Origin of the sequence: Pseudomonas weihenstephanensis, from assembly GCF_001043055.1 — a bacterium.
GTDB lineage: Bacteria > Pseudomonadota > Gammaproteobacteria > Pseudomonadales > Pseudomonadaceae > Aquipseudomonas > Aquipseudomonas weihenstephanensis.
Genome location: NZ_JYLF01000005.1, coordinates 304,332 through 317,452, shown reverse-complemented (window position 1 = coordinate 317,452; position 13,121 = coordinate 304,332). Strand labels below are relative to the sequence as shown.

Genomic DNA, 13,121 nt, shown 5'->3' with positions numbered 1-13,121 from the left:
GTGTGCATGCGGTTGCGCTTTCTACAGGAGTTTCATCATGAAGTTGGGCTTAATGATTGGTGCGCTATGCCTCGCCTTGCTTGGGCTGGGCGGTTGTTCAAGCAATGTTGCGCAACCGGATGAATACTCCGGTTTTTTGAAGGACTACAGCCGTCTCAAAGAAGCAAAATCACCCTCTGGCGCTGATGTCATGCGCTGGGTTGACCCCAAGCTCAACGTTAACCAGTTCACCAGCGTCTATATCGAACCCAGCCAGTTCTATCCAGCGCCACAACCCACCGCAAAAATTCCGCAAAGCACCCTCACGGCCATCACCCATTACTACGATCAGGCACTCAAGCGTGAGCTGAGCAAATCGTTACCCTTGACCAGCGCACCGGGGCCAGGCGTGATAGTGGTTCGCCCGGCAATCACGGCGGTCAGCAGCAAGACTGAAAGTCTCAAGCCGTACGAGTTGATCCCGGTGGCGTTGGTGGCGGCCGCCGTGAGCACCGCGTCGGGTATTCGTGATCAGGAAACCGACTTGGCAACAGAGGCCGTGTTTATCGACGGCAGAACCCAGGATGTGGTGGCGCAAGTGGTGCGCAAAGGCACGGGCAAGCCGCTGGAAAACGACAGCCAGGTCATGAAGGCCGATGATGTGAAGGATGTGATCGATGGCTGGGCCTGCGACCTGCATCAGTCGTATTTGAAACTGAAGAAATAAAGCGTTGCACCATCCACCCTTTACAGGGGCGAGGTGCGCTCGCCTCTTTCCATGACGCCAGTAGCAATCCTTTGGCCGTTTTTTGCGCGATGGCCCCTAGATAACGCGTCAATGAGGCTGTGTGTGCCTGTAAGAATTTGTCTGAATAATGTTAAGAATCGTCTTAATGTGATGTTCAGCATGACATTTTGTAGGTAGGCCATAGGTCAGCAGAATGTTTCGTGTTTAACTTCGGCCTCTTCAAAAACTGTTAAGAAGGACATCGTTCATGGCTCAAGTGACGCTTAAAGGCAACCCTGTTCAAGTCAACGGCGACCTGCCAGCAGTAGGCGCCAAGGCACCTGCGTTCTCGTTGGTTGCGGGTGATTTGTCCGATGTAACGCTGGCCAGCTTTGCCGGTAAACGCAAAGTGCTGAACATTTTTCCAAGCGTTGATACCCCGACGTGCGCGACGTCGGTGCGTAAGTTCAACGAGCAGGCCAGCAACCTGGCCAATACCGTTGTGCTGTGCATCTCGGCCGACCTGCCATTCGCTCAAGCGCGTTTCTGTGGCGCTGAAGGTCTGGAAAACGTTAAAAACCTGTCCACCCTGCGTGGTGCAGAGTTCATCAAAAACTACGGCGTGGCCATTGCTGACGGTCCGTTGAAAGGCCTGACAGCCCGTGCTGTTGTGGTGCTGGATGAAAACGACAACGTGCTGCACAGCGAGCTGGTTAAAGAGATCGCTGAAGAGCCGAACTACGAAGCCGTATTGGCTGTTTTGAAGTAAGCCTCGGCGCTTTACCTAAAACGGCCCGGCATTGATTGCCGGGCCGTTTTTTTTTCGCATGCGCTGACCGGCGACGCGAGACAACCCAGCCGTCGTAAACCCTTGTGTCCGGTGTTTCAGACCCATCACGCTCTCAGTATTTACATCTGCTTAGCCCTCGATCGCAGCCTCGCCACTCGACAGTGGCTACACGTCTTGGGCTTATTTAGCCCTTAAACCCGCTCCAGACACCCCGTTAACGTAAATACCCGGTAAAGAGCCTTTTCTTAACGGCCCACACTGCTTATCGTTCAGCCTTCTCGAATTCAAGCCCTCGTGCCTAATGGTTGATCACTCCATGCAATCCTCTGTTTCACACAAACCCCGTCGCTGGCTGGTTGGCCTTTTGCTCCTGTTGATTGTCATTGGCCTGTGCTGGTGGCTGTGGCCTTCAGCCTCGAAAAACCAGCAGGCGGCCCAGCCTGCCGGGCATACCGGTAAGTCGGGGATGATGCGCCCAGGTTTTGGCGGCTCCACGCAGGCCGTGCCGGTCAGGGTCTCTGACGTGAAGCGAGGGGACTTCCCGGTGTTCTACAAGGCACTGGGCACCGTGACGGCGCTGAACACGATCAATGTGCGCAGTCGGGTGGGGGGAGAGTTGGTCAAGGTGTACTTCAAAGAAGGGCAGATGGTCAAAGCGGGGGAGCTGCTGGCTGAAATCGACCCGCGCAGCTATCAGAACGCATTGCTGCAAGCAGAAGGCACGCTGTTGCAGAACCAGGCCCAATTGAAAAACGCTCAGGTCGATGTGCAGCGCTACCGCGGCCTGTACGCCGAAGACAGCATCGCCAAGCAAACCCTGGACACCGCCGAAGCGTTGGTCAGCCAATATCAGGGCACGGTCAAAACCAATCAGGCAGCGGTCAACGACGCCAAGCTCAACCTTGAATTCACCAAGATTCGCGCCCCGATCAGTGGTCGTGTGGGTCTGCGCCAACTGGATGTCGGCAACCTGGTCGCGGCCAATGACACCACAGCCTTGGTGGTCATCACCCAGACCGAGCCTATCGTGGTGAGTTTTACCTTGCCCGAAACCGATCTGGCACGGGTGCTTGCCCGCTATCGCTCAGGCGCAAAACTGCCGGTGCAGGCGTGGGATCGAGGCGATCGCAAAGAGCTGGCGGTCGGGGTGTTGAGCAGCATCGATAACCAGATTGATATCACCACCGGCACCCTGAAATTCAAGGCGCTGTTCGAGAACCGTGATCAAGTCCTGTTCCCCAATCAGTTTGTCAGCGTGCGCTTGCTGGCCGACACCTTGAAGGATGTAGTGCTGGCCCCGTCGGCGGCCATTCAGTTCGGCACGGATGGCTCGTTTGTGTACGCGCTGGAGGGCGACGACAAAGTCAAGATTCGCCACATTAAAGTGGGGGCCACTGACGGTGACGTGAGCGTCATTGAAGAGGGCCTGGCGGCCGGTGATCGCGTGGTGCTCGAAGGCACCGACCGTCTGCGTGATGGCGGGGCGGTCGAAGTGGTCAATGACAGCGCTCAAGTGCCTGCCACGCCTGCTTCGCACCTGCAAGGCGGGGCCGATGCCGATGCCGATGCAGGTACTGCGCAGGCCACAGACACTGCCAAGACCAAGGCCCACGAATGAATCTGTCGCGGCTGTTTATCCTGCGTCCGGTCGCTACCACGCTGTGCATGCTGGCCATCGTGCTGTCCGGGATCATCGCCTATCGCTTGTTGCCGGTATCGGCTCTGCCTCAGGTGGACTACCCGACTATCCGCGTGATGACGCTGTACCCCGGTGCCAGCCCGGACGTCATGACCAGCGCCGTAACGGCGCCATTGGAGCGTCAGTTCGGGCAAATGCCGGGGCTGACGCAAATGGCCTCCACCAGTTCCGGCGGCGCGTCGGTGTTGACCTTGCGCTTCAACCTGGACATCAACATGGATGTCGCCGAGCAACAGGTGCAGGCCGCGATCAACGCTGCCAGCAACTTGCTGCCGAGCGATCTGCCAGCACCGCCGGTGTACAACAAGGTCAACCCGGCGGACACGCCGGTACTGACCTTGGCCATCAGTTCCAAAACCATGCCGTTGCCCAAGCTCAACGACCTGGTTGACACGCGCATGGCGCAGAAAATCGCACAGATCAGCGGCGTCGGCATGGTCAGCATTGCGGGCGGGCAACGCCAGGCGGTGCGGATCAAGGTCAACCCGCAGGCGCTGGCGGCCAATGGTTTGAACCTGGCCGATGTGCGCACCTTGATCGGCGCCTCTAACGTCAACCAGCCCAAGGGTAACTTTGACGGTCCGACCCGGGTCTCGATGCTCGATGCCAACGATCAGCTCAAAACCCCGCAGGAATACGCCGAGCTGATTCTCGCCTACAACAATGGCGCGCCATTGCGCCTCAAGGATGTGGCCGAAATAGTCGACGGTGCCGAGAACGAACGTCTCGCTGCGTGGGCCAATGAGAACCAGGCGGTGTTGCTCAATATTCAGCGCCAGCCGGGCGCCAACGTGATTGAGGTGGTGGACCGCATTAAAGCGCTGCTGCCGAGCATCACCGACAACCTGCCCGCCGGTATCGATGTGACCGTGCTGACCGACCGCACGCAAACCATCCGCGCCTCGGTGCGCGATGTGCAGCATGAACTGCTGATTGCCATTGCGCTGGTGGTGATGGTGACGTTCCTGTTCCTGCGGCGCGCCAGTGCCACGATCATTCCCTCGATTGCCGTGCCGCTGTCATTGGTCGGTACGTTTGGCGTGATGTACCTGGCCGGTTTCTCGATCAACAACCTGACCTTGATGGCGCTCACCATTGCCACCGGCTTCGTGGTGGATGACGCCATCGTCATGCTGGAAAACATCTCGCGCTATATCGAGGAAGGCGACAGCCCGATGCAGGCAGCGCTCAAGGGCGCCAAACAAATTGGCTTCACCCTGATTTCGTTGACGCTGTCACTGATTGCTGTGCTGATCCCGCTGCTGTTTATGGCGGACGTGGTCGGGCGTTTGTTCCGCGAGTTCGCCATCACCCTGGCGGTGGCGATTCTGATCTCGCTGGTGGTCTCGCTGACCCTGACGCCGATGATGTGCGCGCGTCTGCTCAAGCCTGAGCCCAAAGAAGCCGAGCAGGGTCGGTTCTACCGCGCCAGCGGTGCCTGTATTGACTGGATGATTGCCGAATACGGGCGCATGTTGCGCTGGGTACTCAAGCATCAGCCTTTAACCCTGCTGGTCGCCATCGCCACCTTGGCCCTCACGGTGTTCCTGTACCTGGTGGTGCCCAAGGGCTTCTTTCCGGTGCAGGACACCGGGGTGATCCAAGGTATTTCTGAAGCGCCGCAGTCCATCTCGTTCAGTGCCATGAGCCAGCGTCAGCAAGCGTTGGGCAAAATCATTCTGCAAGACCCGGACGTTGAGAGCCTGTCGTCCTACATCGGCATCGATGGCGACAACGCGACGCTTAACAGTGGGCGCATGCTGATCAACCTCAAGCCGCACAGCGAGCGCAGTGAAACCGCGACCGAGGTGATTGCGCGGTTGCAACCGCAGCTCGACAAATTGGTGGGTATTCGCTTGTTCATGCAGCCGGTACAGGACTTGACCATCGAAGACCGTGTGAGCCGCACTCAATACCAGTTCAGCCTGTCGTCCCCGGATGCCGAGCTGCTCAGCACCTGGAGCCAGAAGCTGGTCAGTGCATTGGCCAATCAGCCTGAACTCAAAGATGTCGCCAGCGACCTGCAAGACAAAGGTTTGCAGGTGTACCTGGTGATTGATCGCGATGCTGCGTCCCGCCTGGGCGTTTCGGTGGCCAATATCACGGATGCGCTGTATGACGCGTTCGGGCAGCGGCAGATTTCGACCATCTACACGCAGGCCAGCCAATACCGTGTGGTGTTGCAGGCGCAGGACGGCGAGAAAATCGGCCCGCAGGCGCTGGACCAGATCCACGTCAAAACCACCGACGGCGGACAGGTTCGCTTGTCGAACCTGGCCAGGATTGAAGAGCGCCAGGCGCAACTGGCCGTGTCGCACATCGGCCAATTCCCCTCGGTGATGGTCTCGTTCAATCTGGCGCCCGGCGTGGCCCTGGGGCAGGCCGTTGAATTGATCGATCAGGTGCGCAAAGACATCGGCATGCCGGTCGGTGTGCAGACCCAGTTCCAGGGTGCGGCGCAAGCGTTTCAGGCCTCGCTGTCGAGCACCTTGTTGCTGATTCTGGCAGCGGTGGTGACCATGTACATCGTGCTGGGCGTGTTGTACGAGAGCTACATTCACCCGATTACCATCCTCTCGACCTTACCGTCCGCGGCCGTCGGGGCTTTGTTGGCATTGATCCTCAGTGGCAACGATCTGGGCATGATCGCCATCATCGGCATCATCCTGCTGATCGGTATCGTGAAAAAGAACGCGATCATGATGATCGACTTCGCCCTCGATGCTGAGCGCAATCAGGGCATGGCCCCCGAGCAGGCGATTTACCAGGCCGCGCTGCTGCGCTTCCGACCGATTCTGATGACCACGCTGGCGGCCCTGTTTGGTGCCGTGCCGCTGATGCTGGCCACCGGTTCCGGGGCCGAACTGCGTCAGCCTTTGGGCCTGGTGATGGTCGGCGGTCTGTTGGTCAGCCAAGTGCTGACCCTGTTCACTACCCCGGTGATTTACCTGTATTTCGACCGACTCGGCCGCCGCTGGCGGGGTGATGTGGCCCAGCCTGAGCAGGCGTCGGTATGAACCTGTCCGGGCCTTTTATTCGGCGGCCGGTCGCCACGATGCTGCTGAGCCTGGCAATCATGTTGCTGGGCGGGGTGAGTTTTGGTCTGTTGCCGGTGTCGCCGTTGCCGCAGATGGATTTTCCGGTGATTGTGGTGTCGGCCAACTTGCCGGGTGCCAGCCCCGAGGTCATGGCGTCGACCGTGGCCACGCCGCTGGAGCGGGCCTTCGGTGCGATTGCCGGGGTCAACACCATGAGCAGCAACTCAAGCCAGGGTTCAACCCGGGTGATTTTGCAGTTCGATCAGGACCGCGACATCAACGGCGCCGCGCGCGAAGTGCAGGCGGCCATCAACGCCTCGCGCAACCTGCTGCCCAGTGGCATGAAAAGCATGCCAACCTACAAGAAAATCAACCCCTCGCAAGCGCCCATCATGGTGCTGTCACTGACCAGTCAAGTGCTGTCCAAGGGCCAGTTGTACGACTTGGCCTCGACCATCCTGTCGCAAAGTTTGTCGCAGGTGCCGGGGGTTGGAGAGGTGCAGATTGGCGGTAGTTCGCTGCCTGCCGTGCGTATCGAGTTAGAGCCGCAACTGCTCAACCAGTACGGCGTCGCGCTGGATGACGTGCGTCGCACCATCGCCAACGCAAACGTGCGCCGGCCCAAGGGGGCGGTGTCCGACGATGACCATAACTGGCAGATCCAGGCCAACGATCAACTGGAAAAGGCCAAAGATTACGAACCGCTGATCATCCGCTACCAAGATGGCGCCGCGTTGCGCCTCAGCCATGTGGCCACGGTCAAAGACAGCGTTGAGGACCGCTACAACAGTGGTTTTTTCAACAACGATGCGGCGGTGTTGCTGGTGGTCAACCGGCAGGCCGGGGCCAACATCATTGAAACCGTGAACGCGATCAAGGCGCAGTTGCCAGCGCTGCAAGCGGTGTTGCCGGCCAGTGTGCAACTGAACGTGGCGATGGACCGCTCACCGGTGATCAAAGCCACCTTGCACGAAGCCGAAATGACCTTGCTGATTGCTGTGGCGCTGGTGATTTTGGTGGTGTTTCTGTTTTTGGGTAATTTTCGCGCCTCGCTGATCCCGACGCTGGCGGTGCCGGTGTCGTTGGTGGGCACCTTTGCCATCATGTACCTGTACGGGTTTTCGCTGAACAACCTGTCGCTGATGGCGCTGATCCTGGCCACCGGACTGGTGGTCGACGATGCGATTGTGGTGCTGGAGAACATCTCGCGCCATATCGACGCCGGGATCGCGCCGATGAAAGCCGCGTACCTGGGGGCCAAGGAAGTCGGTTTTACCTTGCTCTCGATGAACGTCTCGCTGGTGGCGGTGTTCCTGTCGATTCTGTTTATGGGCGGGATTGTAGAAAGCCTGTTCCGCGAGTTCTCCATTACTCTGGCGGCCTCGATTGTGGTGTCGCTGGTGGTCTCCTTGACCCTCACCCCGATGCTCTGCGCACGCTGGCTCAAGCCTCACGTGCCGGGCACTGAAAACGCCATGCAGCGCTGGAGCATACGCCTCAACGAGCGCATGGTCAGCGGCTATGCGCGCAGCCTGGATTGGGTGTTGCGGCACAAACGCCTGACGCTGTTGAGCCTGCTGCTGACCATTGGCGTCAACGTGGCGTTGTATGTGGTGGTGCCTAAAACGTTTATGCCGCAGCAGGACACCGGGCAGTTGATCGGTTTTGTACGCGGTGACGATGGCCTGTCGTTCAGCGTGATGCAGCCCAAGATGGAAATCTTTCGCAAGGCGGTGTTGGCAGACCCTGCGGTAGAAAGCGTGGCGGGCTTTATTGGCGGTAACGGCGGCACCAACAATGCGTTCATGATCGTGCGCCTCAAGCCGGTGTCTGAGCGCAAGGTGTCGGCGCAAAAAGTCATCGAACGCTTGCGTGAAAACATGCCCAAGGTGCCGGGCGGGCGCCTGATGCTGATGGCCGATCAGGACCTGCAATTTGGCGGCGGACGTGATCAAACCAGTTCGCAATACGCCTACATCCTGCAAAGTGGCGACCTCGCCGAACTGCGCACCTGGTATCCCAAAGTCGTGGCCGCGTTCAAGGCGCTGCCGGAGTTGACCGCCATTGATGCGCGCGAAGGCCGTGGCGCGCAGCAAGTCACGCTGGTGGTCGACCGCGACCAGGCCAAGCGCCTGGGGGTGGACATGGACATGGTCACTGCCGTGCTCAACAACGCCTACAGTCAGCGCCAGATTTCTACCATTTACGACAGCCTCAACCAGTATCAAGTCGTCATGGAGGTCAACCCCAAATACGCCCAAGACCCCGAAACCTTGAATCAGGTGCAGGTGATTACGGCCGAGGGCCAGCGCATCCCGTTGTCGGCGATTGCGCACTATGAAAACAGCTTGCAGAACGATCGCGTCTCGCACGAAGGTCAGTTTGCGTCAGAGTCCATCGCGTTTGACATGGCGCCCGGCGTCACGCTGGAGCAGGGCACCGCAGCCATTGAACGCGCGATTGCCAAGCTTGGGCTGCCCGAAGAAGTGATTGCAAAAATGGCCGGGACGGGCGACGCCTTTGCCGACACGCAAAAAAGTCAGCCGTTCATGATTCTTGGCGCGCTGGTGGCGGTGTACCTGGTGCTGGGGATTCTCTACGAAAGCTACATTCACCCCTTAACCATCCTTTCGACCTTACCGTCGGCGGGGGTCGGGGCGTTGTTGAGCATCTACCTCACGGGCGGAGAGTTCAGCCTGATCTCGCTGCTCGGTTTGTTCTTGCTGATCGGGGTGGTGAAGAAAAACGCGATTCTGATGATCGACCTGGCGCTGCAACTCGAACGTCACTCAGGCATGAACCCGCTGGAGTCGATCCGCAGCGCCTGTTTGCAACGTTTGCGCCCGATTTTAATGACCACGCTGGCCGCCATTCTCGGCGCACTGCCGCTGATGCTCAGTACCGCCGAGGGCGCCGAAATGCGTCAACCGCTGGGCCTGACCATCATCGGCGGTTTGATCTTCAGCCAGATCCTGACCCTTTACACCACCCCGGTGGTTTACCTCTATCTCGACCGCACGCGCCATCGTTTCAATAAATGGCGCGGCGTGCGCACTGATGCTGCTCTGGAAACTGCGCTATGACCCATCGTTTGCTTACCCTTGCACCGGCTCTGTCGTCCCAACCGTGGGCGCTGGCCCGCGGCCCGCGCCTGTTGGCACTGGTGCTGTCCGCCCTGGTGCTCAACGCCTGCGCGATTGGCCCGGATTATCAGCGCCCTGACACCACCACGCCGGTGGCGTTCAAGGAAGCGGCGGGCTGGCGCCAAGCCAACCCAAGCGACGCTTTGGCGCGGGGTGCGTGGTGGGAGCTGTATGGCGACGCGCAGCTCAATGACTTGGTCCAGACCCTCAACCGCTCCAACCAGACCGTTGCGCAGGCCGAAGCCCAGTTTCGTCAGGCGCAGGCCCTGGTGCGCAGTGCGCGTGGGGCTTTTTTTCCGAGTGCCGACTTGAGCGTGGGTAAAACTCGCTCCAGCCAGGGCACCGGCAGCTCCAACTCCAGTCTGACCAGTTCCAGCAGCGGCATTCGGGACACGCTGAACGCGCAGGTCGGCGTGAGCTGGGAGGCCGATGTGTGGGGCAAGTTGCGCCGGGGCCTGGAAGCCAATGAAGCCAGCGCCGAGGCCAGTCTCGCCGATCTGGCAGCCATGCGTTTGAGTCAACAGTCGGAACTGGTGCAGAACTACCTGCAATTGCGCGTGATCGACCAACAAAAACGCCTGCTGCAAGACACCGTCGTGGCCTATGAGCGTTCGCTGAAAATGAGCGAAAACCAGTACCGTGCGGGCATCTCCGGCAAAGATGCCGTGGCTCAGGCACAAACCCAGCTGCGCAACACCCAGGCCAACCTGATCGACCTGATCTGGCAGCGCGCCCAGTTTGAAAACGCCATCGCCGTGCTCACCGGGCAACCGCCCGCAGGTTTCGCGCTGGCCGAAACCCAGGCGGTGCCTGCCTTGCCGCAAATTCCTGTGAGCTTGCCGTCGCAATTGCTGGAGCGGCGCCCGGATATCGCTTCGGCGGAACGCTCAATCATTGCGGCAAACGCCAATATAGGGGTCGCCAAAGCGGCGTACTACCCTGATTTGAGCTTGAGCCTGTCCGGCGGTTACAGCAGCAGTACCTATGAAGACTGGATCAGCGTGCCGAACCGTTTTTGGTCGGTGGGGCCCAAAATCGCCTTGCCGCTGTTTGATGGTGGTCAGCGTTCGGCCGAAGTGGATCGCAATGAAGCGCTGTATGACCAGACCGTCGCCAAATACCGGCAGACCGTGCTCGATGGTTTTCGCGAAGTTGAAAACTACCTGGTGCAGTTGAAGGTGCTCGAAGACGAGGCTGTGGTGCAGCAGCAGGCGCTGGACTCGGCGCGTGAGTCGTTGCGCTTGACCAGCAACCAGTACAAGGCGGGCTTGATTGCCTATCTGGACGTGGTCGTGGTGCAAGCCACGGCGTTGAGTGCAGAGCGCACCGTGCTCAACCTGCAACAAAGCCGGTTGATTGCCAGCGTTAATCTGATTACCGCGCTGGGCGGCGGTTGGGATGGCAACACCGACTTGAGCGCGAACGAGAAGGCCGCTCAATAGTCATGAGCCTGGTGCGTAGCCGTTGGCGCAGGCCACGCACGGGCGCCTCATCTTCGACTTGTTCTGCGTCACTCATCCGAGCAAACTGCGCGCATTCGCCCGCACCGTTCTCTTCAGGATGTTCAATGTTCAAGTCATTCCCCCTGCGTACTGCTTTTGCCGCCTTTGTGCTGACAAGCCTCGCAGGTTGCTCGACGCAGAAAACCGCGATTTACGAGCATGAAAATTTCGATGACTCCGGCACGTTCTCGCGCAACTACCCGGTGGCCGACAAAGCCGCGTGCGAAGCGGCGCGCCGTGCCTTGCTCAGTCAGGGCTACATCATCGGCAGTCGCGACCCAAAAATGATCAGTGGCCACAAAAGCTTTCAACAAACCGGTGAAAGCCATCTGGAAATCAGCTTTAGCGTGGTCTGTGCCGATGACGGCGCAGCCAGCCATCACTCCACCATGTTTGCCAACGCCTTGCAGGACCGCTATGCGCTGAAGAAGGTGAATAATTCGGCCAGCCTGGGGGTGGGCGTGTTGGGATCGGTGTCGATGCCGATTGGCTCGACCGATGACTCGATGGTCAAAGTCGCCAGCGAAACCGTGTCGTCGGCGCAGTTTTATGATCGCTTCTTCTCCTTGGTCGAAGTGTATTTGCCCAAAGATGTGAAACACGCTGCGCACATCGAAGAGACACCCAAGGCTGACCTGGGGGTGCCTGACCCGGTGCCTGCCAAGGTGGATGACGTCCCGGGCGCGCTTGCACCGGTGGCGCCGGCCGTTATCGCCCCGGTTGTGGTTGTGCCCGCAACACCGCTGGCTGAGCCGCTGGTGGCCGAGCCGGTCGGCTCACAGCCGGTGGTGCCGCCAGCTGAAGCGGCACCCATTACCCCGATTGAGGTGCCTGTAACACCTCAAGTGCCAGTGCCTGCTGCACCGCAGGCGCCTGATGCCCCGGCACCTGAAACGTCCCAACCGGCTCAAGCGCCTGTGCCCGTGACGGCACCCGCAACCCTTGAAGCGATGCCGATGCAATAAAGGCGCGGTAAATCCGAAACGTTCTGCTACGTTTAATGCTGAGCGCCGGGTCTGCCCGCGAAGGTGTCATTTTTCCTTCATGCGGGCACCTTATGCTGGCTCGAACACGACCACAGACACCCAAGGATGCCGACATGGATGACTATCAGGAAGAGCTGCTTGAATATCAGGCATCTGAACTGGACCCGCAGGACCCCGCTGACGACGCCACCGAGTTGTGATCGCAGCGTTGCCCTGTCAAGCCGACTGGCGCTGGCGACGTCGAAACTCTCCCGGGGTTTCGGCGTTCCAGCGTTTGAAGGCGCGTTGAAACGCCTCGGCTGAGGCAAATCCCAACAAATACGCAATTTCACCAAACGCCAACTCTGTATCGCGGATGTAGGTCATGGCGAGGTCGCGGCGCGTGTCGTTGAGAATGGCGCGAAACTGCGTGCCTTCTTCGGTGAGCTTGCGCCGCAGGGTCCAGGTCGGCAGCTTGAGGCGCGCAGCCACTTCTTCCAGGTCGGGTTCACGGCCGCCGTTGAGCAACGGTCCCAGCAGTTGAGTGATGCGTTCGCGCAGGCTGCGGGTGCGGGTCAGTTGCTCCAGTTCGCGTTCACACATCAGCAGCAAACAAGACCAGGTGCTGGGGCAATGCTGCGCATTGCGCAGGTCCAGCGCGTCATGGTTCAAGCGCAACTGATTGGTGTCGGCGCGAAAGTGCAGCGGGTGATGGCTGAGGTGGCGGTATTGCTCGGCGTAATCGGGCTCACTGAACTCGATGTCGATGTGTTCACTGATCAGCGTCGTGCCCGCCACCGACGATAACTGGTGCAGCCAGCCGGAAATGATCGAGTCCACGACAAAGCGGTTATAGGCGTTATACGGGCTGATGGAATAAAAGCGCAGCCAGGCGCCCCGGGCATCTTCGTGCAGGCTCGACTGACCGCGGTAATTGGAGCCATACAGCGCTTCGAAACGAATCAATGTGCGTGCCGCTTCACGCACCGTGGGCGCTTGGGCGGCTGTCACCCCGGCCAGCCCGGCCTGGCTCAGGCGGCTCAGTTGGCCCATGCGCAAACCCAGCGCCGGTTGCTGGGTCAGCGCAATGGCGGCATGCCCCAGGCGCATGTAGCGCGGGATCGACAACCGCGCCAGCGGCTGGCTCAAGCGGGCGGCATCCAGCCCGTACTGGTTGAGCAAGGGCTGCGGGTCGTGGCCATAACTGCGAACCGCATCGGCCAGTTGCTGCACGAAGCCGACCGATAAGTCCCCCAGGCGCATCGGCAACGGTTTCAT

General features: G+C 59.6%; 9 protein-coding genes. 8 read left to right on the top strand and 1 reads right to left on the bottom strand.

Going from position 1 to position 13,121, the window contains the following annotated elements; all coding sequences use genetic code 11:
- The first annotated feature begins 37 nt into the window (after nucleotides 1-37).
- The 8 genes from TU86_RS14555 to TU86_RS23505 all read left to right on the top strand — a co-directional run bounded on the left by TU86_RS14555 (nucleotide 38) and on the right by TU86_RS23505 (nucleotide 12,064).
- Nucleotides 38-706, top strand: coding sequence for a DUF3313 domain-containing protein (locus TU86_RS14555; RefSeq protein WP_048365010.1), 669 nt, complete (start codon nucleotides 38-40; stop codon nucleotides 704-706).
- Between the two features lie 268 nt (nucleotides 707-974).
- Nucleotides 975-1,475 (top strand): thiol peroxidase, encoded by a 501-nt coding sequence (gene tpx, locus TU86_RS14550; RefSeq protein WP_048365009.1) that lies wholly within the window; start codon nucleotides 975-977, stop codon nucleotides 1,473-1,475.
- 322 nt (nucleotides 1,476-1,797) lie between these two features.
- The gene (locus TU86_RS14545; RefSeq protein ID WP_048365008.1) at nucleotides 1,798-3,114 is read left to right on the top strand and encodes an MdtA/MuxA family multidrug efflux RND transporter periplasmic adaptor subunit; all 1,317 of its coding nucleotides are present in this window, start codon (nucleotides 1,798-1,800) and stop codon (nucleotides 3,112-3,114) included.
- A complete protein-coding gene (locus tag TU86_RS14540) occupies nucleotides 3,111-6,212 on the top strand; it encodes an MdtB/MuxB family multidrug efflux RND transporter permease subunit (protein WP_048365007.1) in 3,102 nt (1,033 codons plus the stop codon). Before TU86_RS14545 ends, TU86_RS14540 begins: the two co-directional genes overlap by 4 nt.
- On the top strand, nucleotides 6,209-9,316 hold the full coding sequence (locus TU86_RS14535; RefSeq protein WP_048365006.1) for an efflux RND transporter permease subunit: 3,108 nt from the start codon (nucleotides 6,209-6,211) through the stop codon (nucleotides 9,314-9,316). The genes TU86_RS14540 and TU86_RS14535 overlap by 4 nt, the downstream gene beginning before the upstream one ends.
- Nucleotides 9,313-10,818, top strand: coding sequence for an efflux transporter outer membrane subunit (locus TU86_RS14530; RefSeq protein WP_048365005.1), 1,506 nt, complete (start codon nucleotides 9,313-9,315; stop codon nucleotides 10,816-10,818). Before TU86_RS14535 ends, TU86_RS14530 begins: the two co-directional genes overlap by 4 nt.
- Nucleotides 10,819-10,943: 125 nt before the next feature.
- A complete protein-coding gene (locus TU86_RS14525) occupies nucleotides 10,944-11,843 on the top strand; it encodes a DUF2242 domain-containing protein (RefSeq protein WP_048365004.1) in 900 nt (299 codons plus the stop codon).
- 92 nt (nucleotides 11,844-11,935) lie between these two features.
- A complete protein-coding gene (locus tag TU86_RS23505) occupies nucleotides 11,936-12,064 on the top strand; it encodes a hypothetical protein (protein ID WP_275296435.1) in 129 nt (42 codons plus the stop codon).
- Nucleotides 12,065-12,080: 16 nt separating this feature from the next.
- Here TU86_RS23505 and TU86_RS14520 read toward each other — a convergent pair whose 3' ends face one another.
- Complete coding sequence (locus tag TU86_RS14520; RefSeq protein ID WP_048365003.1) at nucleotides 12,081-13,121, bottom strand: AraC family transcriptional regulator; 1,041 nt, start codon at nucleotides 13,119-13,121, stop codon at nucleotides 12,081-12,083.

Coding starts and splice junctions, on each gene's coding strand:
- TU86_RS14525 (WP_048365004.1), top strand. CDS start 10,944: ATGTTCAAGTCATTCCCCCTGCGTACTGCTTTTGCCGCCTTTGTGCTG.
- TU86_RS23505 (WP_275296435.1), top strand. CDS start 11,936: ATGCTGGCTCGAACACGACCACAGACACCCAAGGATGCCGACATGGAT.
- TU86_RS14535 (WP_048365006.1), top strand. CDS start 6,209: ATGAACCTGTCCGGGCCTTTTATTCGGCGGCCGGTCGCCACGATGCTG.
- TU86_RS14555 (WP_048365010.1), top strand. CDS start 38: ATGAAGTTGGGCTTAATGATTGGTGCGCTATGCCTCGCCTTGCTTGGG.
- tpx (WP_048365009.1), top strand. CDS start 975: ATGGCTCAAGTGACGCTTAAAGGCAACCCTGTTCAAGTCAACGGCGAC.
- TU86_RS14520 (WP_048365003.1), bottom strand. CDS start 13,121: ATGAAACCGTTGCCGATGCGCCTGGGGGACTTATCGGTCGGCTTCGTG.
- TU86_RS14545 (WP_048365008.1), top strand. CDS start 1,798: ATGGTTGATCACTCCATGCAATCCTCTGTTTCACACAAACCCCGTCGC.
- TU86_RS14540 (WP_048365007.1), top strand. CDS start 3,111: ATGAATCTGTCGCGGCTGTTTATCCTGCGTCCGGTCGCTACCACGCTG.
- TU86_RS14530 (WP_048365005.1), top strand. CDS start 9,313: ATGACCCATCGTTTGCTTACCCTTGCACCGGCTCTGTCGTCCCAACCG.